General features: G+C 69.4%; 20 protein-coding genes. 13 read left to right on the forward strand and 7 right to left on the reverse strand.

The window, feature by feature from the left end; genetic code table 11:
• Positions 1–21: 21 nt before the first annotated feature.
• Positions 22–1,623: a peptide chain release factor 3 gene (locus FHX60_RS23265; protein ID WP_183284755.1), complete on the forward strand. Its 1,602-nt coding sequence runs from the start codon at positions 22–24 to the stop codon at positions 1,621–1,623.
• A gap of 94 nt (positions 1,624–1,717) precedes the next feature.
• Here the strand turns inward: FHX60_RS23265 and FHX60_RS23270 are convergent, their stop codons facing one another.
• On the reverse strand, positions 1,718–3,895 hold the full coding sequence (locus FHX60_RS23270; RefSeq protein ID WP_183284756.1) for a TonB-dependent receptor family protein: 2,178 nt from the start codon (positions 3,893–3,895) through the stop codon (positions 1,718–1,720).
• A 320-nt stretch (positions 3,896–4,215) separates the two neighbouring features.
• On the opposite strand from FHX60_RS23270, the gene FHX60_RS23275 reads away from it, so the two are divergent.
• The 3 genes from FHX60_RS23275 (at position 4,216) to FHX60_RS23285 (ending at position 7,785) form a co-directional block, all read left to right on the forward strand.
• Complete coding sequence (locus tag FHX60_RS23275) at positions 4,216–5,463, forward strand: MFS transporter (RefSeq protein WP_183284757.1); 1,248 nt, start codon at positions 4,216–4,218, stop codon at positions 5,461–5,463.
• A 179-nt stretch (positions 5,464–5,642) separates the two neighbouring features.
• Positions 5,643–6,521 carry a helix-turn-helix domain-containing protein gene (locus FHX60_RS23280; RefSeq protein ID WP_183284758.1) on the forward strand — a complete coding sequence of 293 codons (879 nt, stop codon included), beginning with the start codon at positions 5,643–5,645 and terminating at the stop codon, positions 6,519–6,521.
• A gap of 319 nt (positions 6,522–6,840) precedes the next feature.
• A complete protein-coding gene (locus tag FHX60_RS23285; RefSeq protein WP_112776219.1) occupies positions 6,841–7,785 on the forward strand; it encodes a mechanosensitive ion channel family protein in 945 nt (314 codons plus the stop codon).
• Here the strand turns inward: FHX60_RS23285 and edd are convergent.
• Entirely contained in the window at positions 7,782–9,629 is a 1,848-nt protein-coding gene (gene edd / locus FHX60_RS23290) for a phosphogluconate dehydratase (RefSeq protein WP_112776218.1), read from the reverse strand. The genes FHX60_RS23285 and edd overlap by 4 nt on opposite strands.
• Positions 9,630–9,846: 217 nt before the next feature.
• Between edd and zwf the strand changes: the two genes are divergently transcribed.
• The 6 genes from zwf to FHX60_RS23320 all read left to right on the forward strand — a co-directional run bounded on the left by zwf (position 9,847) and on the right by FHX60_RS23320 (position 15,855).
• Positions 9,847–11,304, forward strand: coding sequence for a glucose-6-phosphate dehydrogenase (gene zwf / locus FHX60_RS23295; protein WP_183284759.1), 1,458 nt, complete (start codon positions 9,847–9,849; stop codon positions 11,302–11,304).
• Positions 11,305–11,338: 34 nt separating this feature from the next.
• A complete protein-coding gene (pgl, locus tag FHX60_RS23300; protein ID WP_112776216.1) occupies positions 11,339–12,019 on the forward strand; it encodes a 6-phosphogluconolactonase in 681 nt (226 codons plus the stop codon).
• Positions 12,020–12,065: 46 nt separating this feature from the next.
• Positions 12,066–13,079: a glucokinase gene (gene glk / locus FHX60_RS23305; protein ID WP_183284760.1), complete on the forward strand. Its 1,014-nt coding sequence runs from the start codon at positions 12,066–12,068 to the stop codon at positions 13,077–13,079.
• 2 nt (positions 13,080–13,081) lie between these two features.
• Complete coding sequence (locus FHX60_RS23310) at positions 13,082–13,795, forward strand: response regulator (RefSeq protein ID WP_112776214.1); 714 nt, start codon at positions 13,082–13,084, stop codon at positions 13,793–13,795.
• The gene (locus tag FHX60_RS23315) at positions 13,795–15,120 is read left to right on the forward strand and encodes an ATP-binding protein (RefSeq protein ID WP_092314954.1); all 1,326 of its coding nucleotides are present in this window, start codon (positions 13,795–13,797) and stop codon (positions 15,118–15,120) included. The genes FHX60_RS23310 and FHX60_RS23315 overlap by 1 nt, the downstream gene beginning before the upstream one ends.
• Positions 15,121–15,399: 279 nt before the next feature.
• Positions 15,400–15,855 carry a YccF domain-containing protein gene (locus tag FHX60_RS23320; protein ID WP_112776213.1) on the forward strand — a complete coding sequence of 152 codons (456 nt, stop codon included), beginning with the start codon at positions 15,400–15,402 and terminating at the stop codon, positions 15,853–15,855.
• A gap of 4 nt (positions 15,856–15,859) precedes the next feature.
• On the opposite strand, the gene FHX60_RS23325 is transcribed toward FHX60_RS23320, so the two are convergent.
• Genes FHX60_RS23325 through FHX60_RS23335 form a run of 3 tightly spaced genes read right to left on the reverse strand, consistent with a single transcriptional unit; the run spans position 15,860 to position 18,232 of the window.
• The gene (locus FHX60_RS23325; protein ID WP_183284761.1) at positions 15,860–16,330 is read right to left on the reverse strand and encodes a MarR family winged helix-turn-helix transcriptional regulator; all 471 of its coding nucleotides are present in this window, start codon (positions 16,328–16,330) and stop codon (positions 15,860–15,862) included.
• Entirely contained in the window at positions 16,327–16,554 is a 228-nt protein-coding gene (locus tag FHX60_RS23330; RefSeq protein ID WP_183284762.1) for a hypothetical protein, read from the reverse strand. Before FHX60_RS23330 ends, FHX60_RS23325 begins: the two co-directional genes overlap by 4 nt.
• Entirely contained in the window at positions 16,544–18,232 is a 1,689-nt protein-coding gene (locus tag FHX60_RS23335) for an FAD-dependent oxidoreductase (RefSeq protein ID WP_183284763.1), read from the reverse strand. The genes FHX60_RS23330 and FHX60_RS23335 overlap by 11 nt, the downstream gene beginning before the upstream one ends.
• Positions 18,233–18,421: 189 nt before the next feature.
• Here FHX60_RS23335 and FHX60_RS23340 point away from each other — a divergent pair, with 189 nt between their 5' ends.
• The 3 genes from FHX60_RS23340 to FHX60_RS23350 all read left to right on the forward strand — a co-directional run bounded on the left by FHX60_RS23340 (position 18,422) and on the right by FHX60_RS23350 (position 22,093).
• The gene (locus tag FHX60_RS23340) at positions 18,422–20,203 is read left to right on the forward strand and encodes an OPT/YSL family transporter (RefSeq protein WP_183284764.1); all 1,782 of its coding nucleotides are present in this window, start codon (positions 18,422–18,424) and stop codon (positions 20,201–20,203) included.
• Between the two features lie 129 nt (positions 20,204–20,332).
• Complete coding sequence (locus tag FHX60_RS23345; RefSeq protein ID WP_012357075.1) at positions 20,333–21,490, forward strand: acyl-CoA dehydrogenase family protein; 1,158 nt, start codon at positions 20,333–20,335, stop codon at positions 21,488–21,490.
• 30 nt (positions 21,491–21,520) lie between these two features.
• Positions 21,521–22,093: a hypothetical protein gene (locus tag FHX60_RS23350; RefSeq protein WP_183284765.1), complete on the forward strand. Its 573-nt coding sequence runs from the start codon at positions 21,521–21,523 to the stop codon at positions 22,091–22,093.
• 102 nt (positions 22,094–22,195) lie between these two features.
• On the opposite strand, the gene FHX60_RS23355 is transcribed toward FHX60_RS23350, so the two are convergent.
• Both FHX60_RS23355 and FHX60_RS23360 read right to left on the reverse strand, forming a co-directional pair.
• Positions 22,196–22,570, reverse strand: coding sequence for a hypothetical protein (locus FHX60_RS23355; protein ID WP_012357073.1), 375 nt, complete (start codon positions 22,568–22,570; stop codon positions 22,196–22,198).
• Positions 22,571–22,711: 141 nt separating this feature from the next.
• Positions 22,712–25,576 carry a M16 family metallopeptidase gene (locus FHX60_RS23360; RefSeq protein ID WP_183284766.1) on the reverse strand — a complete coding sequence of 955 codons (2,865 nt, stop codon included), beginning with the start codon at positions 25,574–25,576 and terminating at the stop codon, positions 22,712–22,714.
• Between the last annotated feature and the right edge of the window lie 7 nt (positions 25,577–25,583).

A 25,583-nucleotide genomic window follows, 5' to 3' on the forward strand; every position in this document is an offset into this window, starting at 1 on the left:
TCCCAGTCTGATTCCGCTGCCGTGAGCTCGCTCGTTCCTGAAATTGCGCGTCGTCGCACCTTCGCCATCATCTCCCACCCCGACGCGGGCAAGACCACCCTGACCGAAAAGCTGCTGTGGTTCGGCGGCGCGATCCAGGTCGCGGGCGAAGTGCGTGCGCGCAAGGCCGACCGCCATGCCACCTCGGACTGGATGGAGCTGGAAAAGCAGCGCGGCATTTCGGTGACGTCGTCGGTGATGCAGTTCCCGTATCGCCGCGACAGCGCGGATGGCAAGGCGCAGGAGAACATCGTCAACCTGCTCGACACTCCGGGCCACGAGGACTTCTCCGAAGATACCTACCGCACGCTGACAGCGGTGGACTCGGCGGTGATGGTGATCGACTCGGTCAACGGCGTCGAAGCGCAGACGATCAAGCTGCTGAACGTCTGCCGGCTGCGCGACACCCCCATCCTGACCTTCATCAACAAGCTCGACCGCGAAGGCCGCTCGCCGATCGAACTGCTCGATGAAATCGAGGACGTGCTGCAGATCCAGTGCGCGCCGATGACGTGGCCGATCGGCATGGGCAAGGCCTTCCGCGGCGTGTACCACCTGATCGACGACAAGGTGCAGCTGTTCGACCCGCACGGCGACAAGGGCACGTCCGCGATCCTGGACGGCCTGGACAATCCGGAGCTGGACCGCATGCTCGGCAGCCAGGCCGAAGAGCTGCGCATCGAGATCGAGCTGGTGCGCGGGGCCTCGCACACCTTCGACAAGGACGCCTTCCTCAACGGCAAGCAGACGCCCGTGTACTTCGGCTCGGCCATCAACAACTTCGGCGTGCAGTCGCTGCTGGATGCGCTGTGCGAACTGTCGCCGCCGCCGCTGGCGCGCAATACGGATTCGCGCGTGGTCGAGCCGCAGGAGCCGAAGTTCACCGGCTTCGTGTTCAAGATCCAGGCCAATATGGATCCGCGCCACCGCGACCGCATTGCCTTCGTGCGGGTGTGCTCGGGCCGCTTCGAGCGCGGCATGAAGCTGCTGCACGTGTCGGCGGGCAAGACCGTGGCGATCAACAACGCCATCACCTTCATGGCGCAGGACCGCAACACCACCGAAGAAGCCTACGCCGGCGACATCATCGGCGTGCCCAACCACGGCACCATCCGCCTGGGCGATGTCTTCACCGAGGGCGAGCCGCTCAAGTTCACCGGCATCCCGTCGTTCGCGCCGGAATTCTTCCGCCGCGCGCGCCTGAACAACCCGCTCAAGGTCAAGCAGCTGCAGAAGGGCTTGCAGCAGCTGGCCGAAGAAGGCGCCACGCAGATGTTCCGCCCGCTCGCCTCCAACGACCTGGTGCTGGGTGCCGTGGGCATCCTGCAGTTCGACGTGGTGGCGCACCGGCTCGAGCATGAGTACGGCGTCGACGCCATCTTCGAGTCGCATGAATGCGCCACCGCGCGCTGGCTCAAGGGCACGCCGGCGGAGATCGAGAAGCTGATCGCCAAGGCCGGGCACAACGTGGCGCTGGACGGTGCCGGCGACCATGTCTATTTGGCGCCGAGCATGGTCAACCTGCGGCTGACGCAGGAACGGTTCCCGGAGCTGCAGTTCCTGGAGACGCGCGAGATCGTCTGAGCGCGCACCGAAGCCCGAAAAGCAAAACGGCTCGCAATTGCGAGCCGTTTTGCTATCAGAAAGGGGGCACCCCGTCAGTCAGCCGGATTTCGCCTCAATACGCCAGCGATGCCTGGATATAGAACGTCCGCGGCATGCCCACATACTTGCCGGCATTGTTGTCGGTCGAGCGCGTGAAATAGCGCTTGTCGAATACGTTCTTCACGCCCACCGCCACCTTCAGGTTCTGCGCCGCCTTGCCGAAGTCATAGCCCACGCGCAGGTTCATCAGCGCATAGCCCGGGATATCGCCCAGCGCGCCATTGGCGCTTTCCGCGGTCTGGTAGGTGGTGGAATTGCTCGGGTCGCCCGGCGAATGCTGCTTGGACTGCGCAAAGCCATCGACATTGAACGACCAGCGGTTGCGCGCGTAGCGCATGCCCACCGTGGCCACATGGCGCGAATAGAACGGCAGGTCGCGCCCGGCGAAGTTGCCCTGGTTGTAGGTCGCTTCGGTGTAGGTATAGGTGGCGTAGGCCGACAGGCCCATCAGCGACTTGTCGAGCGCGCCGAAGTCATAGCGCAGCGACGATTCCACGCCGCGGTGGGTGGTGGCGCCCAGGTTGGTCCATGCATCCGGCGCGCCGCCGGTGCCGCCGCGCAGCTGCAGCTCGTCGTCGAAGTCGATGTTGAACAGCGTCAGCTCGCCGCCCCAGCCATTGGCGTTGAAGTGCGTGCCGATCTCATAGGTCTTGGCCTTCTCCGGCGTCAGGCCATTGGTAGTCTGCGCGATCTGGAAATACTGCAGCGGGCCGAACGAGACGCCGGCGTTGGCGAACAGTTTCCACTGGTCGCTGACGTGGTACATCACCGCCAGCGACGGCAGCGGCTCGTTGGAAGACACGTCGCGGCGCACATTGGTAAAGCGGTCGGTCACGTTCGAGCGAATGAACTCATAGCGCAGGCCCGGCGTGATGGTCCAGTTGCCGACGTTGATGGTGTCGTCGATATAGACCGCGTTGGCAGTGGTGCCGCCGGTGCGCCACTGGTAGACCGGCGAGGGCAGGGTGGTGGCATCGACCGAACCCGGCACGTAGTACGCGGTGCGCGATGCCTGCTCGTCGCTGGCTTCGCGCAGGAAGCGGTAGCCGACGCTGACTTCATGGCTCATGCTTTCGCCGCGGAACAGCTGCGAGTAGCGCGGCTCGATCGCAAAGGTGTGGTAGTTGCGCGGCGCCGCGGTCAGGCGGCGCCGGCCGGCCTGCGCGCCGCTGCCTTCCTGCTCGATATTGCTGCCGCGGAAGCTGTCGGTGTAGTAGGTCAGCACCTCGAACTTGCGGTCGGCGTCGTTGTGGCTGTATTTCAGGCTGAAGTCGTGGCGCCGTCCGCTGAAGTTGTCGTAGGGACGCACCGACTGGAACGGGTCGGCGGCGTACTGCGCCGGCGTCAGGCCGCCGGGCATGCCGGCCGTGCCTTCGTAGTAGTGGAACGCGGCGCTCAGCGAGTCGGTCTTCGAGATCCGGTACGCGCCCTTGAGCAGCAGGTCATCGATATTGACGTGGTCGTTGCTGGCGCGGTAGCCGTTGCCGTGGATGCCCGAGTACAGCAGCGCGCCACCCAGCCCCTGCTCGTTGGTGCCGCCGATGAATGCGGTCGGGTTGGTCTTGACGTTGCCGCCGTGGCTGTAGATGTCGGTCGAGACCGAGGCATCCGCGGCGAAGGTGGTGGGGATCGGGCGCGTCACGAAGTTGATGATGCCGCCCACGTTCTGCGGGCCGTAGCGCACCGAGCCCGCGCCGCGCACCACGTCGATGGTCTCGAGGTTGCCCAGCGACAGCGGCGCCATCGACAATTGCGGCTGGCCGTAGGGTGCCACCGCCAGCGGGACCCCATCCATCAGGATGGTCGAGCGCGGCGACAGTCGCGAGGCCAGCCCGCGCACGCCCACGTTCAGCGAGACATCGCTGCCGCCGGTGCCGTTGTTCTCCTGCACCTGTACGCCCGGAATGCGGCGCAGCACTTCTCGCACATTATTGGCGCCGGCTTCGGCGAAGGTCTCGCGGTCGACGATGGTACGCGCGCCCGGGTGCTCCAGCACCTTGGCCTCGTTGGCGTTTTCCAGCCAGTTGCCGACCACGGTGACCGTGTTCAGCGTGGCTTCGGGATTGGCGGCGGAAGTGGCGGCGGTAGTGGCGGAAGCCGGTTCCGCGGCGTTGGCCGGCAGGGCGGCGAGCTGGGCAAACAGCAGGGCGGCGCCGATGGCACCCCCGGTCAGGCGGAAAGCGGGCTGCAAGGTGGGTTTCCTGGGAGAGCGGCGCGTCCCGCTGTGCCGGAAGCGGTGGTCCGGACGGTCGCGCCAATGGGCGGCGATTATAAATGCGAGTGATTCTCAAAGGCGAGTAGAGCGGCATCCCGCTGCACCCGGTGTCGCGCCTCTGCATCATTGTGCGGACAAAAAGGCAAAATTCGGGCTCGATTCCGCACATTTCGAGGAAACGTGTGCATGCGTCGGCATCTGCATGCAGCAATTAAGCACACGCTTTAGAATCTGCCCTTTGCGCACGGCGCACCCGCTTCCCGTGCGCAAGCTCCGCTCCCTTCCTGCCCCATTCCATGTCTTCCCCTGCCACCGTTCCGGCCGCCGAGCCGGACAGCGTCTTCCGTGATTCCGTCTTTCGCCGCTATTGGTTCGCGCGGCTCTGCACCACCATCGGCTACCAGATCTTTACCGTGGCGGTGGGCTGGCAGATGTACGACCTGACGCGCGACCCGCTGATGCTGGGCATGGTCGGGCTGGTGCAATTCCTGCCGTCGGTGGCGCTGATCCTGATGTCGGGCCACGTGGCGGACCGCTTCGACCGGCGCCGCATCGTGCGCACCTGCCAGTCGATCGAGGCGCTGCTGGCCGCCGGCATGGCCGCCGCCAGCCTGGGCGGCTGGATCGACAGCCATCACATCTTTGTCTTCGTCGCGCTGATCGGCGCCACGCGCGCGTTCGAGAACCCGACGCTGCAGGCGTTGCTGCCCAGCGTCGTCACGCCGCGCCAGCTGCCGCGCGCGGTGGCGCTGGCCAGCTCGGCGGGGCAGGCCGCCATCATCATCGGCCCGGCCATCGGCGGTTTTGCCTATGTGGCGGGCCCGGGCGTGGTGTACACGCTGAGCGCGACCCTGTTTGCCATCGCCGCAGTGCTGGTGGGCGGCATCACGCTGCGCCAGGCGGCGCAGCGGCTGACCGCGCCGGTCAGTGTGCGCACCGTCTTTGCCGGTTTCGCCTATATCCGCAGCCGCCCGGTGCTGCTGGGCGCGATCTCGCTGGATATGGTCGCGGTGCTGCTGGGCGGCGCCGCGGCGCTGTTGCCGATCTACGCGCGCGACATCCTGCATACCGGACCGTGGGGGCTGGGACTGCTGCGCTCGTCCCCGGCCATCGGCGCGCTGGCGATGGCGCTGTGGCTGGCGCGCCATCCGCTGAACCGGCGCGCCGGGCGCGTGATGTTCGCTGCGGTGGCGGTGTTCGGCGTCGCCACGGTGGTGTTCGGGGTCTCGACCTGGCTGCCGCTGTCGATGGCGGCACTGGTGGTGCTGGGCGCTTCCGACATGATCAGCGTGGTGGTGCGCTCCACGCTGGTCCAGCTCGATACGCCCGACGACATGCGCGGGCGCGTCGGCGCCGTCAATTCGGTGTTCATCGGTGCTTCCAACCAGCTGGGCGAGTTCGAGTCGGGCGTCACCGCCGCGCTGTTCGGCCCGGTGGGCGCGGTGGTCCTGGGCGGTGTCGGCACGCTGCTGGTGGTGGCGGTGTGGATGCGCTTGTTCCCGGCGCTGGCGGCGCGCGACAAGCTGCATGAACAGCCCGCGTGAACCGGCGTTTGCCGGTGTGCACGGCGCGTGCAGGGCGGCATGGCGACAGCCGGGCGTACCCGTTTCTGCGTGCGCGGCGGTGGTGCTGCCGGCGGTATAGTGATGCCTCGCGCGCCGACTTTCGTCGCTGAAAGTCGTGCCGATCATCGCCGCCCCCAGCCCGTCAAGCCTTGCGCCACATGACCTTGCCGACCGATCCGCTCCAGCGCCACGCGGTGTTCGCCGCGCTCAGCGGCTCGCGCGCTTCGCTGGAGCGCGCCGCGGCGCTGGGCGATGGCCTGGGCGTGGCGCTGTGGCGCAACCGGAACGACAGCACCGGCTATGCGCGGCCCGGCCACCACACCATGTCGGTCTACCTGCAGGGCGGCCACGCCACCTACCGGCGCGACCAGCCCGGCAACAAGGGCGCCCCGGGCAGGCTGTGCCTGTTGCCGGCCGACCATGAGTCGCGCTGGCATGTCGGCGGCCCGCAGCGCTTCCTGCATCTGTATTTCCGTCCCGAAACCCTGGCCTGGCACTGCGTGCGCCTGCTCGACCGCGAACCGCGCTCGGTGGCCTTGCGCGACCTGACCTTTGCCGACGATCCGCGTCTGCATGCCGTGAGCCAGCAGCTTGCAGCGCTCGACTGGCGGTTGCCCGAGGCCCGCATGGCCGGCAATGCGCTGGCGCACGAGGCGGTCAGCCACCTGGTACTGACCCACGCCGGCCGCGCCGCCCCGACCGACTGGCGCGGTGGCTTGTCGGCGCAGGCGCGGCGGACCGTGCGCGACTGGATCGAAAGCCATCCCGAAAGCAACCCGACGCTGGGCGAACTGGCGGCCATGGTGGGGCAGTCGGAATTCCACTTCGCGCGCATGTTCCGGGTGTCGTTCGGCATGCCGCCGCATGCGTGGGTGTTGCTGACCCGCCTCGAGCGGGCGCAACGGCTGCTGGCCGATCCGCGCCGCCCGCTGCATGAAGTTGCCGCCCGCGCCGGGTTTGCCTCGGCCAGCCACCTGAGCCGCCGTTTCCAGGCCGCGTTCGGCGTGACACCCGGCGCCTGGCGCGCCGGCGCGTAGTCTTCGCGCGGTTGCGGCCGCTCCGGCGCCAGCCGTTGCGGCGCAAGGCCTGGCGCCCACACCCATAAATCCGGCCCCAAGTCCTGGGAACCCGCTTCCGCTTCGCTTGTCCCCTTCTATGTGCCGTGTTTCCGGCTTTGTCGGTGATCGTCTGACATCGTGCATTCAATGTGCACCATTTAGTCAAACGCGAACCTCTCTCCAGCGTTCCGGCAAATCCTCCGGAGCATTGCCACGGCACGCAGAAACGGGTACGCATCGCCGCCCCAGGCCAGCACCGTCGACAACCCTGACAACAACCGCAAACGGAGCCGCTCCCATGGATCTCAACTTTATCGATGCCGACCAGCTTGAGGCGGGCTGGTCCTACCTGGTCCGCTTCGCCATCAACCAGGGCATGAACTGCCTGGCGGCCATCCTGATCCTGATGATCGGCTGGTGGCTGTCGGGCCGCGTTGGCACCGCGGCACGGGGCGCGCTCAACCGCACCCATGTCGATGCCACCATGCGCCCGCTACTGGCCAATGCGCTGCAGTGGATGGTGCGCGTGCTGACCATCGTGCTGGTGCTGTCGCAGTTCGGCGTGCAGACCGCCAGCATCATCGCCATGCTGGGCGCCGCCGGCCTGGCGATCGGGCTGGCGCTGCAGGGCACGCTGCAGAACATTGCCGCCGGCATCATGCTGGTGCTGCTGCGTCCGTTTCGCGTGGGCCAGTACATCGATGCGCAGGGCGTGGCCGGCACCGTGCGCGAGACCGGGCTCTTCATGACCGAGCTGACCACCTTCGATGGCGTCTGCCTGCGCGTGCCCAACGGCAAGCTGTGGGGCAGCGCCATCACCAACTACAGCGAGAACGCGACGCGGCGCGCCGACATCGAGGCCACGGTAACCTTCGACAGCGACGTGCAGCGCAGCCTGGAAGCACTGCGGGCGATGCTGGCGCGCGAGCCGCGGCTGCTGGCCGAGCCCGCCGCCGAAACCATGGTGGTCAACTACACCCAGCAGGGCATTACGCTGAACGTGCGCTACTGGACCTCGAACGACGATTACTGGAACGTGCGCTTCGCCTTCTACGAGCGCATCAAGCAGGTGCTCGAGCAAGCCGGCAGCAAGCTGGCGGTGCCGATCCAGGAGCTGCACGTGCCGGGCGCGTCGTCGGTGCCGGGCGTGGTGAAGGTGGCCGACAGCGCGCCGTCGGCGGCGCCGCGGCCGGCCGGGCCGTCGCACCAGCCGACGCGCCAGCCCGCGCGGCAACCGGGCTAGCCGCGCGCGTCCTGCGCCTCGCCCTCTTCCGAGAACAGCGTGCAGGCGCCGCTTTCGGCCGTGCTGACCTGGCGGCGGAAGGTCGCGAACAGGTCGCGGCCGACGCCATGGCGATTGGCGCTCAGGTCCGGGCGCGCCGGCGTGCGTGCCTGCCATTCATCGTCGGGCACCAGCACGTCGAGCGTGCCCGCGGTCGCGTCGACGCGCATCATGTCGCCGCTGCGCACGCGTGCGATCGCGCCGCCGCGCAGCGCTTCCGGGCAGACATGGATGGCAGCCGGGACCTTGCCCGATGCGCCCGACATGCGTCCGTCGGTGACCAGCGCCACGTGAAAGCCGCGGTCCTGCAGCACCGTCAGCGTGGGCGTGAGCTTGTGCAGCTCCGGCATGCCGCACGAAGCGGGGCCCTGCCATGGCAGCACCGCAATGAAGTCGCGCTCCAGCTCGCCGCGCTTGAAGGCGTGCAGCACATCGTCCTGATGCTCGAACACGATCGCCGGCGCCTGCACCACCCGGTGCTCGGGCTTGACCGCGGAGGTCTTGATCACCGCGCGGCCGAGCCTGCCGTCGAGCAGCTTGATGCCGCCGTCCGGGGCAAAGGGTGCGTCGGCGGCGCGCACGATGCTGTCATCGAGCGGCGCGGCCGGGCCATCGATCCACGTCAGCTGGCCGTCGCGCAGCACGGGCTCGCGCGTGTAGTCCTGCAGGCCGCGGCCGACGATGGTCGTGACATCGTCGTGCAGCAGCCCCAGCGCCAGCAGCCCGCGGATCACCACCGCCAGCCCGCCGGCGGCCTGGAACTGGTTCACGTCGGCCTTGCCGTTCGGATACACGCGCGCCAGCAGCGGCACCACCGCCGACAGTTCGTCGAAATCGTCCCAGCTCAGCACGATGCCGGCCACGCGCGCCATCGCGATCAGGTGCAGCGTATGGTTGGTCGAGCCGCCGGTGGCCAGCAGCCCGACGATGCCGTTGACGAAGGCGCGCTCGTCCAGCACCTCGGCCACCGGCGTATAGCGCTCGCCGCCGTGCACCAGCTTCAGCGCCTGGCGCGCGGCCTCGCGCGTGAGCGCTTCGCGCAGCGGCGTGTTGGGATTGACGAAGGCCGTGCCCGGCAGATGCAGGCCCATCATCTCCATCAGCATCTGGTTGGAGTTGGCGGTGCCGTAGAAGGTGCAGGTGCCGGGGCCGTGGTAGGAACGGGTTTCGGCCTCGAGCAGCTCCTTGCGGCCGATCTTGCCTTCGGCGTAGAGCTGTCGCGTGTGCGCCTTCTCGTCGTTGCTGATGCCGGTGGTCATCGGCCCGCCGGGCACGAACACCGCGGGCAGGTGGCCGAAGGACAGCGCGCCCATCACCAGGCCGGGCACGATCTTGTCGCACACGCCCAGGTACAGCGCGCCATCGAACATCTGGTGCGACAGCGCCACCGCCGTGGCCAGCGCGATCACGTCGCGCGAGAACAGCGACAGGTCCATGCCGTCCTGGCCCTGCGTGACGCCGTCGCACATCGCCGGCGTGCCGCCGGCAAACTGCGCGGTGCCGCCGGCTTCGAGCGCGGCTTCCTTGAGCCATTGCGGGAACGCGGCCAGGGGCTGGTGCGCGGACAGCATGTCGTTGTAGGCCGAGACGATGGCCAGGTTGGGCCGCTCGTCGGCCTTCAGCCGGATCTTGGCGGCGTCCGGCATGGCGGCCACCGCGTGGGCGAGGTTGGTACAGGAAAGCTGCGCGCGTTCGACCTTCTGCCCGGCCATGGCGCGGGTGCGGTCAAGATACGCCTGGCGCGAGGCGGTGCTGCGGGAGACGATGCGGGCGGTGACCCGCTCGAGCACTGGATGACGTGGCATGGGGTTCTCCTGCGGGGGAGCTTTCAGCCTAGCGCACTTTGCCGGGCCCTGCACGGCGCAGGGCGGTTGGTGCCCCGCCCGCGGCCAACGCGAACCACGCAGAAACGGGTACGCTTGCCTCGCCAAGCCGTAGCGACTCACGTAAACTGGCCGCTACCCGGCCGGCCATCGCGCGCTGGCCGCGACAACTCGAATCCTCAAGGAGCGCAGGGTGAGCATGCCTGATTTCGACATGGTGCTGTTCGGCGGCACCGGCGACCTGGCGCGGCGCAAGCTGCTGCCGTCCCTGTTCGATGCGCACCACACGGGGCTGCTGCATCCGGCCGCACGCATCCTCGCCACCGGCAGCCAGCCGATGTCGAGCGCGGACTACATCGCCTCGCTGGAACAGAGCGTGCGGCCCGCGCTGGCCCATGCGCCGCCCGAGTCATGGGACAGGTTCTGTGCACGCATCCTCTACGTGCAGGCCGACGCACGCGTGCCGGCGCATTTCGATGCGCTGGCCGAGCAGCTGCTGTCGCGCAAGCCCGAGGTGGTGGTGTGCTATCTCGCCACCGCGCCTCATCTTTTCGTGTCGATCTGCGAGCAGCTGGCGCGCACCGGCCTGAACACGCGCCACGCGCCCAACGTACGCATCGTGCTGGAAAAGCCGCTGGGCCATGACCTGGAATCGAACGAGGCCATCAACTCCGCGGTGGCGAAATTCTTTGCCGAAGAGCAGATCTACCGCATCGACCATTACCTGGGCAAGGAGTCGGTGCAGAACCTGATGGCGATCCGCTTCGGCAACGCGCTGTTCGAGCCGCTGTGGCGCCGCGAGTGGGTGCAGGACGTGCAGATCACCATCGCCGAAGAACTGGGCGTGGAAACGCGCGGCGACTTCTACGATCGCACCGGCGCGCTGCGCGACATGGTGCAGAACCACCTGCTGCAGCTGCTGTGCATGGTGGCGATGGAGCCTCCGGCCAGCCTCAGCGAAGATGCCATCCGCGACGAGAAGATCAAGATCCTGAAAGCGCTCAGGCCGATCACGCCGCAGGACGTGGCCGAGAAGACCGTGCGCGGCCAGTACCGCTCCGGCGCGATCGGCGGCAAGCCGGTGCCAGGCTACCTGGAGGAAGAAGGCATCGCGGCAGACAGCCGTACCGAGACCTTTGTCGCGATCAAGGCCGAGATCGCCAACTGGCGCTGGGAAGGGGTGCCGTTTTACCTGCGCACCGGCAAGCGCATGCAGTCGCGCGTGGCCGAGATCGTGATCCATTTCCGCGACGTGCCGCACGCGATCTTCCCGCGGCCGCTGACGCAGTCGCCGCAGAACCGGCTGGTGATCCAGCTGCAGCCCGAGGAAAGCATCCGCCTGTACTGCCTGGTCAAGCAGCCCGGCGATACGCTGGAACTGACGCCCACCTCGCTCGACCTGGACTTCGCCAATTCGTTCAAGGTGCGCCGCGCCGGCGCCTATGAACGGCTGCTGCTGGACGTCATCCGCGGCCGGCTGGGCCTGTTCGTGCGCCGCGACGAGCAGGTGCAGGCGTGGCGCTGGGTCGAGCCGATCATCGATACCTGGGAAGCCAGCACGGTCCCGCCCAAGCCCTATACCGCCGGCACCTGGGGGCCGGCGGCGTCGTCGGCGCTGATGTCGCGCGACGGCGGCCTGTGGCACGAGGAAGCCTGAGCCATGGGCTCGCACCACTGCAAAGGAAGTCGCCATGCGCCTGTTTGAACATCCCACGCCGATGGACCAGGCCGAGGCCCTGGCAATCTCGATCGGCAATGCGCTGGAGCTCGCCGTGCGCGTCAAGGGCTGGGCCGCGCTGGCGGTCTCGGGCGGGCGCTCGCCGGTGGCGATGTTCGAGCGGCTGCGCCACCGGCACGTGCGCTGGGACGCGGTGACCATCACGCTGGTCGACGAACGGGTGGTGCCGCCCGACCACGCCGACAGCAACGCCGCACTGGTACGCGACCACCTGCTGCGCGAGGCCGCGGCCAGCGCCGCCTTCGTGCCGCTGATTGCCGACGCACAGGACGCCGCCGCGCCCGCGCAGGCGGTGGCGCGCGCCAACGCCGCATTCCGCCAGCCCGACGTGGTGGTGCTGGGCATGGGCGAGGACGGCCACACCGCCTCGCTGTTCCCGGATGCGCCCGAACTGCAGAGCGCGCTGAGCGAGCCGCAGCCGGGCTACGTCATCACCCATCCGTCGGTGGCGCCGCATGCGCGCATCACCCTGAACCTGGCCGCGCTGCTGGCCGCCGAGCGCGTGTTCCTGTCCGTCTCCGGCGCGGCCAAGGCCGCGGTGCTGGAGCGCGCGCTGCAGGGCCCCACGCCGTCGTTGCCGGTGAGCCTGGTGCTGTCGCGCCACCGGCACGGGTTTGACGTGTTCAAGACCTGACCGCCCCACTTGCCCCACCTTTGCGCGAGGAACGAGATCCGCAGCCATGGCCACTACCGCATCCTTCTCCGCTGACTTCCCGCGCCTGCTCGGCGATGTAGGCGGCACCAACGTGCGCTTTGCGCTGGAGACCGCGCCCATGCGGATCGGGCCGGTGACGGCGCTGAAGGTGGCGGATTTCCCGTCGCTGGAGGCAGCGCTGCGCCAGTACCTCGACGGCCTGGCCGGCGCGGGCCAGCCCACGCTGCGCCACGCCGCGATCGGCCTGGCCAATCCGGTGACCGGCGACCAGGTCCGGCTGACCAATCACAACTGGACCTTCTCGATCGACGGCATGCGGCGTGCGCTGGGGCTGCAGACGCTGGTGGCCATCAACGATTTCACCGCGCTTGCGCTGGCCCTGCCGCACCTGCCCGCCGACGGCCTGGCGCAGGTGCGCGCCGGCACCGCGGTACGCACCGCGCCGCTGGCGCTGATCGGGCCCGGCACCGGCCTGGGCGTTTCCGGACTGGTGCCGGTGCCGGGCGGACAAGCCGTGGCACTGGCCGGCGAAGGCGGCCATATCGAGCTGATGCCCGACACCGACGACGAATGGATTGCGTGGCGCGCGGCCCATAGCAAGGTCGGCCGGGTCTCGGCCGAGCGGCTGCTGAGCGGCAGCGGCCTGTCGCATATCCATGCCGCGCTGGCCGCAGAAACGGGTACGCTCTTGCTCGCGCCGCTGCAGCCGGCGCAGGTCACCGCGGGCGCGTTCGAGCGCAACGACCCGCTGTGCCAGCGCGCCATGGCGGTGTTCTTCGGGCTGCTGGGCTCGGTCGCCGCCGATGTCGCGCTGGTGATCGGCGCGCGCGGCGGGGTCTACCTGGGCGGCGGCATCCTGCCGCGCTTCGTGCCGGCGCTGCAGGACTCGGTGTTCGCCGAGCGCTTTGTCGCCAAGGGCCGCATGCGCGGCTGGCTCGAGGCGGTGCCGGTCCATGTCATCACCGCCAGCCATCCCTCGCTGGCAGGCCTGGCGCAGGCGCTGGCCGAACGCCTCGGCGGCGCGGGCGGGAACGGTTAGCCATGCGCGTGCTGCTGGTCGAGGACGACGCCATGATCGGCGAGAGCGTCAAGCTGGCGCTGCGCCAGGAAGGCTTTGCCGTGGATTGGGTGCGCGACGGCGAGGCGGGCCTGGCCGCGGCCAGCACCGCGGCGGACGGCCAGGCGTGCTACGACCTGATCCTGCTCGACCTGGGGCTGCCGCGCCGCCCCGGCCTGGAGGTGCTGCGCGCGCTGCGCGCGCGCGGCGTGCCCACGCCGGTGCTGATCCTGACCGCGCGCGACGCCGTTGCCGACCGTGTCGCCGGGCTCAATGCCGGCGCCGATGATTACCTGGTCAAGCCCTTCGACCTGCAGGAACTGGCCGCGCGCATGCACGCGCTGGCACGCCGCGCCGCCGGGCGCGCCGAACCGCTGGTCACCTACGGCGACATCGTGCTCAACCCCGCCACGCGCGAAGCCACCTGCCGCGGCGAGCCGGTGCGGCTGTCGGCGCGCGAGTTCGCGCTGCTGTCGGCGCTGATGGCGCGCCCGGGCAAGGTGTGGTCGGTGCCGCAGCTGCAGGAGCGGCTCTATGGCTGGGACGACGAGGTCGGCAGCAATACCGTCGAGGTCTACATCCACGCGCTGCGCAAGAAGTTCGGCGCGGCGCTGATCCGCAATATCCGCGGCGTGGGCTATGTGGTGCCGCGCCTGGACAGCGAAGCGGCCGCGGATGGCGACGGGGAGGCCGGCTGATGCGCTCGATCCAGCGAACGCTGCTGGCCTGGCTCGCGGCTGGCCTGGTAGCCGGCATCGCCATTGCCACCGCGCTGATCTACGGGCAGGCGCGGCAGGAGGCCAACGCGCTGTTCGACTACCAGATGAAGCAGATGGCCGCGGCGCTGCCGAGCCAGTTCCCCAACCCGGTGGCGCCGCCCTTCGTCGGCGCGCCCGGCGACCTCGCGCATGCCGACGAGGATGTGGTGATCCATATCTGGGACGGGTCCGGGCGCAGCCTTTATTTGTCGCACTCGCACCCGGCACTGCCCGCGCGCGCCGAGCTGGGGTTCTCCAACGTGACCACGCAGCAGGGCGAATGGCGGCTGTACAGCATGCAGCTGGGGCCCGCCGTGGTGCAGATCGCGCAGCCGATGAGCGCGCGCCGCACGCTGGCGGCGCGCATGGCGCTGCGCACCGTGGCGCCGCTGCTGCTGTTGCTGCCGCTGCTGGGCTGGCTGGTGTGGATGGCGGTGGGGCGCGGCCTGCGCCCGCTGCGCGAGATCGCCACCGAAGTGCGCGCGCGCGACGCCAACACGCTGGCGCCGCTGGCGGTGCGCCCGATGCCCGACGAGATCGCGCCGCTGAGCGCGGCGCTGAACCAGCTGCTGGCGCGGCTCTCGCATGCCATCGACACCCAGCGCGCCTTCGTCGCCGATGCCGCCCACGCGCTGCGCACGCCGCTGACCGCGCTGCAGCTGCAGGCACAACTGGTCGAACGGGCCGACGACGGCGCCGCGCGCGACGAAGCCATCGCCAAGCTGCGCCAGGGGCTGGAGCGGCTGACCCACCTGGTGACCCAGCTGCTGACGCTGGCGCGGCAGGAACCGGGCGCCGCCGTGCCCACGCACGAACCGGTGGAACTGCATCAACTGGCCGCGGCCGTGGTCGCCGAGATGGCCCAGGCCGCGCTCGATCGCGACATCGACCTGGGTCTGGACGGCAGTGCCGACGCCGCGCCCGTCGTGGTACGCGGCGACGCCGATGCGTTGCGCATCCTGCTGACCAACCTGCTGGACAACGCGCTCGCATACATCCCCGCCGGCGGCCGCATCGACGTGGCGGTGCGGCGCGGTGCCGACGCGCGTAGCGTGGAACTGGTGGTCAGCGACAACGGACCGGGCATCCCCGCCGAGGAGCGCGCGCGCGTGTTCGACCGCTTCTATCGCGTGGCCGATGCGCCGAGCGGCGGCAGCGGGCTGGGGCTCGCCATCGTCGCCGAGATCGCGCAGTCGCATGGCGCGCGAGTAGTGCTGGAGGATGCGGGGCCCGGGTTGCGGGTCAGGGTGGTGTTTCGGGTTTAGCCAGCCAGGCTTGCCGAAAGCGACAGCCCTGCCACCATACGCAGAATCGGGTACGCTTTGCGCCCGCGGACCGAGTCATTCACGCGTTGAAGGGCGCTTGTTGTGCAGAGGTTTGCCGCGAAATCGCGGGCCTCGAAGGCGCTGGGACTTGGCCGCGCCAGACCCCGCCGCAGCACGCAGAAACGGGTACGCTTTTGCGGCGCGGGCCGTTTGGCACCGTGCCGGCACGACGCCATTGCGTATCATGCGTGTTCCTCCCCTCACTGGTGAAACGACAGCATGCGCGCGATCGGCAACTTCCTCTGGTTCATCCTTGGCGGCGTGGTGATGGGCCTGGCCTGGTGGCTGGCAGGGCTGCTCGCCTTTATCTCGATCCTCGGCATTCCCTGGGGCAAGGCCTGCTTCGTGATCGGCAGCTTCACCTTTTTTCCGTTCGGCAAGCAGGCCATCAGCCGGCGCGAACTGACCGGGCGCGACGATGTCGGCACCGGCGCGCTCGGGCTGGTGGGCAATGTGCTGTGGTTTGTCTTTGCCGGCGTGTGGCTGGCCATCGGCCACGTCATGGCGGCGGTGGCCAACTTCGTCACCATCATCGGCATCCCGTTCGCGATCCAGCACCTGAAGCTGGCCGGCATTGCGCTGGCGCCGATCGGACAAAGCGTGGTCAGCAACGAGATGGCGGAGGCCGCGCGCCGCGATGGCGCCCGCGCGCAGGTGGACCACCTGCGCCGCTGAGCACTCAGGCGTCGTCGTCGTCGGGGCCTTCCCCGTCCGGCTGGCCGGCGTGCGCCACCAGCCGGTCGAGCAGGCTGCCCAGCAGCGCCTGTTCGGCGTCGCTCAGGCAGCCGAAGATCTCTTCATTGCGCCGGGCGATCATGGCGATCGCCTGCCGGTACAGCGGCTTGCCCTGCGCGGTCAGCGACAGCACCACGCCGCGCCCGTCGGCCGCGCTGGCCTCCTTGCTGACCAGCCCGCGCGCCACCAGCGCCTGCGCCGAGCGGCTGGCCTGGCCCTTGGTCAGGTTGGCGCGCTGCGCCAGGGCGTTGACCGACAGCGGCGCGAAGGCGCCGATCGCCGCCAGGCAGCGCCCCTCGCTGAGCAGCAGCCCGCATTGCTCCAGGTAGGCGGCGGCGCTGTCCTTGTCGCTGAGCTTGTTGACCTGGTGCAGGCGGTAGGTCAGGAACTGTTCGAGGCGTGGCAGTGGCTTCATGGCATTTCAGTTTCGGGCGTCGGCATTGTAGAGCCCCCGTCGGCCTCTTGCCGGCTGCGTGCCTCGGCTTCGTCGATCAGCGCCAGCACCGGCGCCAGCGCTTGCTGCCGGCTCATCAGGCCCAGGCACACCATCGCCAGCAGCAGCGGCGCGCGCGCTTCGCCGGTGCGGCCCATGGCTTCGCACAGTCGGGTGTAGGCCTGGTCGAGGTCTTCAGCTTGCATGGCGGGCTCCGGTTTGCAGCAGGGGGGCGAGGGTGGCGCGCACGGCGTCGCATGACGGTTCGCGCCAGCGTGCCAGCACATAGCCATCGGGGCGGATGAGATACAGCGTGCCGGGGTTGGCACCATAGCGGGCGTGGGCCTGGCCGTCGACGTCGGCCAGCGCAGTGGCGCCGGCCGGGGCGCCGGTGACCACTTGATACGCGTGCAGGGCTTGTGGATGTTCCCGCGCGAGCGCGGCAAGCGCCTCGGGCAGCGCCGATCGGTCGGCGGCATGCCCGAACCAGAGCAGCGTGAAGCGCTGCCCGAAGCATTGCGTCAGATGCCGGATACCGTCCGGCCCGTCCACGCGCAGTTCCGGCGCGGGCAAGCCGGGCGCGGCGCCCGGGCAGTCGGTGCCGAAGTCGCTGGGGCCGTTCAGCGCCGAATCGACATAGGCAATCGGCGCCGACTGCCGCGGATTGATCAGCGAACGCACTGCCGGCTCGGATGGCGCCAGCCGCAGCGTGGCCTCGCGCATCAGCTTGAAGGCGAAGTCGGGCGGCGCCATGAACTCGGTGCTCTTGGCGCCGTAGGCAAGGTTCTGGCGCGTGGCGTGCACGCGTTCGGCCGAGTAGGTATCGAGCAGGCTGTCGCCGGCCTGGCCGCGCAGCACCCAGGCCAGCTTCCACGCCAGGTTGCCGGCATCGTCCAGCCCCGAATTGAGCCCGCGCACGCCAAAGATCGGCACCAGATGCGCGGCGTCGCCGGCGAACAGGACGCGGCCGTGGCGGTAGTCCTGCAGGGTCAGGCACTTGGCGTTGTACATCGAGATCCACAGCGGCCGCCACGGCTCGGTTTCGCCGATCATGTCGAGGTGGCTCTGCACGCGCGGCAGCACGTTCTCGGGCCTGACCGCCTCGTCGGGGTCTTCGTCGTCGCGGATCTGGTAGTCGATGCGCCAGACATCGTCGGGCTGCCGGTGCATCAGCAGGGTCGAGCCGGGATTGGAGGGCGGATCGAACCAGGCCAGCCGCTCCACCTCGCGCCGGGTTTTCTGCACGATATCGACGATCACGTAGCGCCCTTCGTACTGCGTGCCTTCCATGCGCAGGCCGAGTTGCTCGCGCACCGTGCTGCGTCCGCCGTCGCATGCCACCAGCCATTGCGCATCGACCTCCACCGCGCCATCGCCGGTCTCGATTTCGGCGACCACGCCACCGGGGTGCTGGCGCAGCGTCCGCAGGCGCGCGCCGAAGCGTACCTCGGCAGGCGACGCGCCGCGCAGCGCGGCTTCGTGGGCGAAGGCCTCCAGGTAGTACTGCTGGATATTGACCATCGGCGCAAAGCGCTCGCCCGGCTCGCTCGGCATGTGGAAGTGCAGCACCTGCGTGTCGCGGTGATAGCTGCGCCCGCCGACCCACGGCAGGCCGGTTGCGACGGTGGCCCGATCGGCGCCCGCCCAGCCCAGGATCTCCAGCGAGCGCCGCGCCATGCAGATCGCGCGGCTGCCGGCGCAGTAGCCATCGTCGGCTTCCACCACCAGCGTGGCAATGCCCTGGCGCGCCAGCAGCGCGGCCAGCGTCAGGCCGACCGGGCCGCCGCCGGCGATCAGCACCGGGATGCGTTGGGGCCAGGGGCGGGGCGAATCGGGCGGTGGTGCGGGCGGCACCGGCAGGTGAGGTGCGTGGAGGTCTGGCATGACGGGCGATGGGTCTGTGCAAGTGGTTGTGTACACAACTATATCTGCCATATAGTTGCGCACGAAACTAGTGTAAACCCCTCCGCCCCATGCCGGAACTGCGGTAGCGCAAACCCCCGCAACGGCCGCAGCCCGCCCCTTCGCCTATGCTTCGCAACAGGCACACTGTTCCGCTCAAGGCACCCCGCCATGCCCGTCCTGCCCTCCGACGCCGCGCCGCGCGTGGCCTGGCTGCCACCGCCCGGCAGCTGGCAATACCACCTGATGCTGGGCGCGGCCGGCATGCTGGTGCTGGGGCCGCTGGGTGGCGTCGCCGCGGCATACATGAATTTCTCGCTGGGTTTCTTTGTTGGCGGGCAGGTACTGGCGGGTATCCTGGGCTCGGTGGTGACGGCCGGCTATGGCGCGTCCGGCCGCCATGGCGCCAACTACATCCAGACCGCGGCGGCGTCGGTGGCGGGCATGGGCGGCATGGCGGTGGTGCTGCAGGCGATGGCGTGGCTGGGCATGGCACAGCCGCCGCTGTGGCAACTGGTGCTGTACCTGCTGTGCATCGGCATGTTCGGGGTGGGCGTGGGCATGCTGTACACGCCGTTGCTGGTGGACCGCATGCAGCTGACCTTTCCGTCGGGGCTGGCGGTGGCCAACATCCTGCGCGCGCTGACCGATCCGGCGCTGTTGCGACGCTCGGTGGCGCGCCTCGGCGGCGGCATCGCGCTGGGCCTGGCCAGCGGGCTGGGGGCCGGGCGCGTGCCGTGGCTGGCCGCGCTGGACCTGTCCGCGGCCACCTTCGGCGCCGGCATGATCGTGGGCGCACGCGTGGGCGTTGCCGCGCTGGTTGGCGGACTGGCCGGCTGGGCCATGACCCCGTGGTTCATCGACGCCGGCTGGCTCGCGCCCGGCGAGCCGTACCGCAAGGCCACGTTCCTGGTGGCGCTGGGCATGATCATGGGCGCGGCCGTGGTCGACCTGGCGCAGTTGGTGGTGCAGGCGTGCCGGCGCTGGCGGGCACGGCGCCAGCCGCAACCGGACGCGCCGCGGCGCGGGCCGGGCATGGGCTGGGTGGCGGCCTGGGCGCTGCTCTGGGGTGTGGCCACGGTGGCGGCGGGCGTGATGTGGTTCGGGCAGCCGCTGGCGTTCCAGCTGATTGCCGTGCTGCTGGCGCTGGTGTTCGCGCTGGTCAACGGCATCTCGGTCGGCATGGTCGACCAGAACCCGATTTCATCGGCGTTCGTGCTGTCGGTGATCCTGATGGCGGCGGCCGGCCTGCGCGCGCCGCAGGTCGGCCTGATCGCCGCCACGGTGCTGCTGGTGGCCACCGCCGAAGCCAGCGACATGCAGCAGGACCGCTCCACCGGCTGGCGCCTGGGCAGCGACCGCATGGTGCAGTTCGGCTACCAGGTGGCGGGTATCGTGGTGGGCGCACTGGTCGCGGTGGCGATGGCGCGGCTGTTCCTGCAGGCCTATCCGGTGCTGGCGCTGGACCAGACCAGCCTGCCGGCCGACCAGCAGCCGGCGCGCTGGACTTCGGCCATGACCTACAAGATCGTGGGCGTGCTCCATGGCCTGTCGCAGGACCGGGCCGGCCAGTATCTTGCGGTCGCGGCGGGGCTGGTGATCGGGCTGGCCACGGCGCTGTTGCGCCGCGCCATCCTCGGCCATCCCGCGTGGCAGCGCCTTGCCCGTTCCGGGCGAGCCGGGCGGGCGGCGGATTTCGTGCTGGATGCCGTGATCCTGCCTTCGCCCTATGCGTCGTCGTTCGGCGGCTTCGTCAACCTGGCGGCCGCGGCCTGGATGGCGGCGGGCGGCGTGCTGGCCAGCGCCGGGGCTGCGCTCGGTGCCGCCGGGGCGCGCCGGCAAGGCTTGCCGCGCGACATGAACACCGCGTCGCTGCTGGGCGGGGGGCTGATTGCGGGCGATGCGCTGGCGGCGCTGGGCATCGGCATGGCCGGCTTGCTGTCCGTCGCCTGAGGCGCCGGGGGCGGTCGATTGTCAAATTTTGCTGACGCTTCTGTCCAAGATCCAATGGATTGTCAAATCGCGTCACCGGCGTACCATAGGCGGCCAGACTGACGTACTGGCTTGACCCGGAGAATCACCATGGCCCTAGACCAAGAATCCTTTGCCCTGCTGCGCGCCTCGGTGCAGCGCTTCATCGACGAACGCCTGAAGCCCGCCGAAGACACGCTGGAGGAAACCGACGACGTGCCCGCCGACATCGTCGCCGACATGAAGGAGATGGGGCTGTTCGGCATCTCCATCCCCGAGAACTACGGCGGCATCGGCCTGTCGATGTCGCAGGAATGCGATGTGGTCTATGACCTCGGCCATACCGCGTTCGCTTTCCGCTCGGTCTTCGGCACCAACGTCGGCATCGGTTCGCAGGGCATCCTGATGGATGGCACCGAGGAACAGAAGCAGCAATACCTGCCGCGCATCGCCAGCGGCGAGATGATCATCTCGTTCGCGCTGACCGAGCCCAACGCCGGCTCCGATGCGGCCTCGCTGCAGACCAAAGCGGAGCTGGACGGCGACCACTACGTCATCAACGGCACCAAGCGCTTCATCACCAACGCGCCGCGCGCAGGCGCCTTTACGCTGATGGCGCGCACCGGCGGCCCGGGCGCCGGGGGCATCTCGTCCTTCATCGTGCCGGCCGATACCCCGGGCATCTCGCTGGGCAAGCCCGACAAGAAGATGGGCCAGCGCGGCACCAAGACCTGCGACGTGGTGCTGGAGAACGTGCGCGTGCCGGCCGCCAACATCATCGGCGGCGTGCCGGGGGTGGGCTTCAAGACCGCCATGAAGGTGCTGGACCGCGGTCGCCTGCACCTGTCGGCGCTGGCCTGCGGCATGGCGCACCGGCTGATCACCGATGCCGTGGCGTATGCAAAGGAGCGCAAGCAGTTCGGCCGCCCGATCGGCGACTTCCAGCTGATCCAGGCGATGCTGGCCGACAGCCAGGCCGAGCTCTACGCGGGCCTGTCGATGGTGCGCGACTGCGCCCAGCGCTACGACGCCAAGCCCGCCGGCAAGAGCGACCCGGAAGTCAGCATGCTGGCCTCTTGCACCAAGATGTTCTGTACCGAGATGGTCGGCCGCGTCGCCGACCGCGCGGTGCAGATCCACGGCGGCGCCGGCTATATCGCCGAATACAAGGCCGAACGCTTCTACCGCGATGTGCGCCTGCTGCGCCTGTACGAAGGCACCACGCAGATCCAGCAGATGATCATCGCCAAGCATCTGCTGCGCGACTGACCCCCAACGGCCCGCGTGGCAGGAGTCGACATGGACACGATACAGTACCGCGGGCGCGACGGTGCGCCGCAGGCAGGACATGATGACGGCGCGCCGCACCGGCTGCGCGCGGTGGTGGCGACTTATCGCCCCACGCTGCAGGCGTACACGCTGGCGGTATCGCCGGCCGAGCTGATGGCGCTCTGCGCGCTGCCGGCACAGATGGCGGCCAGCGTCGGCGCCACCCCGGACCCGCGCGTGCAGACGCACCTGGCGCGGCTGCGCACCGAGGTGCAGGGCAGCGGCATCGCCTTGCCCGGCGCCATCGTGGTGGCGGTCAGCGGAGGCCGCATGCAGTGCGAGTGCGATCACCTGTTCACGCTGACGCTACAGCCGCGCCATGGCGACCGCCTGATCGTGATCGACGGCTACGAGCGCCTGCTGGCGCTGGCGCATGGCGAGCGCCGCCAGTGCAAGACGCTGGTGTCGGCGGTGCTGTGGCGCACCGCGCTGGAGGCCGCCGGGGCGGCACCGTCCGACGATGCCGCCAGGGACATCATCGACGCGCCGGTGGCACAGTCATGCGCCGCGCGCTGGGCCAACGCGACGCGGGTCTGGCATTGAGCCGCGTGATTGGCGTGACCGGCGTGACCGGCGCAACGTAACGGAAGCCGCCTGCAGGGCGGCTTCTTTATTTTCTGGTGAACGCAGGCGCGGTTACGCCGCTTATTGCGGCCACACGCCATCGACCTCGCGCAGCAGGTGGCCGGCGAGAATGTAGTCCCCGAGCCGCGTGGCCTTGGCTTCGAGGTCGAGCAGTTCATGGTCCGCCAGCGTGCCGAGATCGAACTGGCAATAGAGATTGCGTTGACGGAATGTGGCCTTGGGTTTGGCCAGCCCTTCGATCAGGGCTTCGCGGGAACGGACGGCGATGCTTTCTTGTCCGCGATATTGCACCTTGATACCGCGCTTTTCTCCGAGCCTGCCGAGTTCGACGGCGTCCTGCCATCCGGTCTCGTAGTCCAGCTCAAGCGCCAGCACGCCTTCCGAGGCCAGAAGCCTGAGCGCTTCTGCCTTGCTGCCAGCTCGCACGATTGACATCCACACCTCTTGTATCGACTTATACTGTACGAATATACAGTCAACCCGGGGTCGGGGCAAGGGCCTGGCGCCGCGTTGCCCGCGCTTGCGGATGGCGCCACCGCCCGGCGAGTATGGTTGCAGATCTATGTCAGGCGCATGTCAGAGGCGCGCGGGCGGCCTGCCGCCTTCGTTGCCGCCATCGTTGCCGCCTGCGTTGCCGCCGGCGCTGGAGCCGGTCGCCGTGCCGGCGGGCGTGCCCGCTGCCTGGCCGCTTGCACCGCCCTGCGCCGCCGCGCCGGCGAAGTCGCCGGCATAGGCGCGTGACAGCGTGCCCGGCTGCATGTAGCGGCGGATGGCGGCGTTGACGGTCTCGGGTGTAGCGTCGCGCAGGCGTTGTTCGAGTTCCGCGGTAAAGGCCATGGTGCGGCCCAGGTAGAGCTGGCTGGCCAGCGCGCCGGCCAGCGCGGCGTCGTTGCTGCGGCTGACCATGCCCTGCTGCAGCAGGCCGCTGACGGCCTCGGCCAGTTCCTGGGCGGTAATGCCCTCGCGCACCAGCCGCTCCAGTTCCTCGCTGACGGCGCGCTGCACCCGCGCCAGGCTCTGCGGCGCATATTGCGCGCGCACGCCGAAGCGGCCGGCGCGGTCCAGCGCGCCCACCTGCACCCAGCTGCTCGCACCATAGCTCATGCCTTCGCGCTGGCGCAGCCGGTCCGCCAGCCGGCTGCGCAGGCTGGCGCCGCCCAGCACGCGGTTGGCAATCATCATCAGCGCATAATCGGGCGCATCGTTGGTCAGGTCGATCGGGGCGGTGGCCAGGTACACGGCGTTGGCCTTGCCCGGCGTTGACAGCGTGAACTCGGCGGGCGCGATCGGCACGAACGGACGGTCGACGCGCGCATACGGCTGCGGCGCGGTCCAGTCGCCAAACAACGTGGCCGCGTGCGCCGCGGCAGCGGCGCCATCGAAGTCGCCGACCAGGCTCAGCTGCGCATGCGCAGTGCCGTAGAAGCGGTCATGGAAGTCGCGCACCTGCGCCAGCGTGGCCGAGCGCAGGTCGGCAATATTCTCGGCGATGGTGCGCGCATGGCGCGGGTCGCCGGCGGGGTAGGGGTCGCCGTGCCGGCCCAGTGCATTGGCGGCCAGCACGCCGGGTTCGCGCTGCACGCTTTCAAGCTCGGCAATGCTGGTCTGGCGCAGGGTCTCGAACTCGGCTTCGGGGAAGGTCGGCGCGCGCAGCAGGTCGCGCAACAGCGACAGTACCTCGGGCAGGTGCGCGCGGCGGGTCTCGAAGCTGACCGTCACCTGCTCCGAACCGCCCGCGATGCCCACGCGCGCGCGCAGCGCCTCGATGCGGTCGGCGATCTGCTGGCGGTCCATGCCGGCGCTGCCGCGGCGGAGCATCGCGGCGGTGAGCGCGCCCACCGTGGTCAGCCCCTGCAGGCTCTGCGCATCGCCCATGCGCAGCACCAGCACGCCGTGCACCACTTCCCCGCGCGCGGGCTTGGGCAGCAGCGCCAGCTGCATGCCGTTGGCGAGCGTCTGGCGCGTGGTATGGGCCTCGATATTGGCGGGACTGGGATCGAATGCCGCCACCGCGGCCAGCGCCGGCCTGCCCTGGTAGCCATTGACCATGGCCGTGATGTCGGGCACCGCCGGCACTTGCGCGCGCTGCGGTTGCTCGGCCGGCAAGAATACGCCAAGGGTGCGGTTCGAAGCCTGGAAGTAGTTCAGCGCCACGCGCTGCACGTCGGCCAGCGTGGTGGTTTCGATGCGGTCGCGCGCCAGGAAGAACAGGCGCCAGTCGCCCTTGGCGATGGCCTCGGACAGAGCGATCCCGAGTGCGCCGGGGTCGTTCATGTACTGCTCGTAGGCGTTGCGCATGCGCACCCGCGCGCGCTCCAGCTCGGCCTCGGTCACGGGTGCCTCGGCAAAGCCCTCGATCTGCGTGATCAGGCCGGCGCGCGCGGCCGCCAGCGACTGGTCTTTCGACGCCTGCGCCATGAACAGCAGCGCGCCGGGGTCCTTCATCGCATAGAACGCGCTGCCGATCGAGGTAGCCTGTCCGCGCTCCACCAGCGCCTTGTACAGGCGGCCGCCGGGAGTGTCGCCGAGGATGATGGTCAGCAGTGCCAGCGCGGTGGCGTCGGGGTGCGCGCCGGGGCTGACATGGTATTGCGCGGCCACCAGGCGGGTGTCGCCCGGGCGCATCACCACCAGCTCGCGCGCGCCTTCCTGTGCGGGCTCGACGGTGGGCTCGGGCGGCAGCACGCGCTGCGGGCGCGGAATCGGCCCGAAATAGCGCGCGATGCGCGCCAGCGTGGCGGCGGGATCGAACTTGCCCGCCACCACCAGCACCGCGTTGTCGGGCTGGTAATAGCGGCGGTAGAACGCGCGCAGGTTGTCGAGGCTGACGTTCTCGACGTCGCTGCGCGCGCCGATCGGGGCCTTGCCGTAGTTGTGCCAGCGGTAGGCGGCGGCCATGGTCTGCTGCATCAGCATGCGCCCGGGGCTGTTCTCGCCCATTTCCATCTCGTTGCGCACCACCGTCATCTCGCTGTCGAGGTCGGCGCGCGCGATCACGCTGTTGACCATGCGGTCGGCCTCCATGCGCAGCGCCCAGTCGAGGTTGTCGTCGCTGGCGGTGAAGGTCTCGAAGTAGTTGGTGCGGTCCTGCGCGGTGGTGCCGTTCACGCTCATGCCGCGCCGGGCGAACTCGCCCGGGATGGTCTTGCCCGGCAGCGACGGCGTGCCCTTGAACAGCAGGTGCTCGAGCAGGTGCGCCATGCCGGTTTCGCCGTAGTTTTCGTGGCGGCTGCCGACCAGGTAGGTGATGTTGACGGTGGTGGTGGGCTTGGCGGCATCGGGTGCCAGCACGATGCGCAGGCCGTTGGGCAGGCGGTGTTCGGTAATGCCTTCGACCGACGCCACCTGTGTCGCCTGCACGGGCGCTGCCGAAGGCTGCGCCAGCGCCATGGGGCAGGCCAGCGTGGCAAGCAGTGATAGGTGCAGGGCGGTGCGGCGCATGAAGTCT

The organism is Cupriavidus alkaliphilus, assembly GCF_014191175.1.
Taxonomy (GTDB): Bacteria; Pseudomonadota; Gammaproteobacteria; order Burkholderiales; family Burkholderiaceae; genus Cupriavidus; species Cupriavidus alkaliphilus.

Bases quoted from the DNA above. Each gene is read 5' to 3' on its own strand.
- FHX60_RS23275 (WP_183284757.1), top strand. From the start codon at position 4,216: ATGTCTTCCCCTGCCACCGTTCCGGCCGCCGAGCCGGACAGCGTCTTC.
- FHX60_RS23280 (WP_183284758.1), top strand. From the start codon at position 5,643: ATGACCTTGCCGACCGATCCGCTCCAGCGCCACGCGGTGTTCGCCGCG.
- FHX60_RS23285 (WP_112776219.1), top strand. From the start codon at position 6,841: ATGGATCTCAACTTTATCGATGCCGACCAGCTTGAGGCGGGCTGGTCC.
- edd (WP_112776218.1), bottom strand. From the start codon at position 9,629: ATGCCACGTCATCCAGTGCTCGAGCGGGTCACCGCCCGCATCGTCTCC.
- zwf (WP_183284759.1), top strand. From the start codon at position 9,847: ATGCCTGATTTCGACATGGTGCTGTTCGGCGGCACCGGCGACCTGGCG.
- pgl (WP_112776216.1), top strand. From the start codon at position 11,339: ATGCGCCTGTTTGAACATCCCACGCCGATGGACCAGGCCGAGGCCCTG.
- glk (WP_183284760.1), top strand. From the start codon at position 12,066: ATGGCCACTACCGCATCCTTCTCCGCTGACTTCCCGCGCCTGCTCGGC.
- FHX60_RS23310 (WP_112776214.1), top strand. From the start codon at position 13,082: ATGCGCGTGCTGCTGGTCGAGGACGACGCCATGATCGGCGAGAGCGTC.
- FHX60_RS23315 (WP_092314954.1), top strand. From the start codon at position 13,795: ATGCGCTCGATCCAGCGAACGCTGCTGGCCTGGCTCGCGGCTGGCCTG.
- FHX60_RS23320 (WP_112776213.1), top strand. From the start codon at position 15,400: ATGCGCGCGATCGGCAACTTCCTCTGGTTCATCCTTGGCGGCGTGGTG.
- FHX60_RS23325 (WP_183284761.1), bottom strand. From the start codon at position 16,330: ATGAAGCCACTGCCACGCCTCGAACAGTTCCTGACCTACCGCCTGCAC.
- FHX60_RS23330 (WP_183284762.1), bottom strand. From the start codon at position 16,554: ATGCAAGCTGAAGACCTCGACCAGGCCTACACCCGACTGTGCGAAGCC.
- FHX60_RS23335 (WP_183284763.1), bottom strand. From the start codon at position 18,232: ATGCCAGACCTCCACGCACCTCACCTGCCGGTGCCGCCCGCACCACCG.
- FHX60_RS23340 (WP_183284764.1), top strand. From the start codon at position 18,422: ATGCCCGTCCTGCCCTCCGACGCCGCGCCGCGCGTGGCCTGGCTGCCA.
- FHX60_RS23345 (WP_012357075.1), top strand. From the start codon at position 20,333: ATGGCCCTAGACCAAGAATCCTTTGCCCTGCTGCGCGCCTCGGTGCAG.
- FHX60_RS23350 (WP_183284765.1), top strand. From the start codon at position 21,521: ATGGACACGATACAGTACCGCGGGCGCGACGGTGCGCCGCAGGCAGGA.
- FHX60_RS23355 (WP_012357073.1), bottom strand. From the start codon at position 22,570: ATGTCAATCGTGCGAGCTGGCAGCAAGGCAGAAGCGCTCAGGCTTCTG.
- FHX60_RS23360 (WP_183284766.1), bottom strand. From the start codon at position 25,576: ATGCGCCGCACCGCCCTGCACCTATCACTGCTTGCCACGCTGGCCTGC.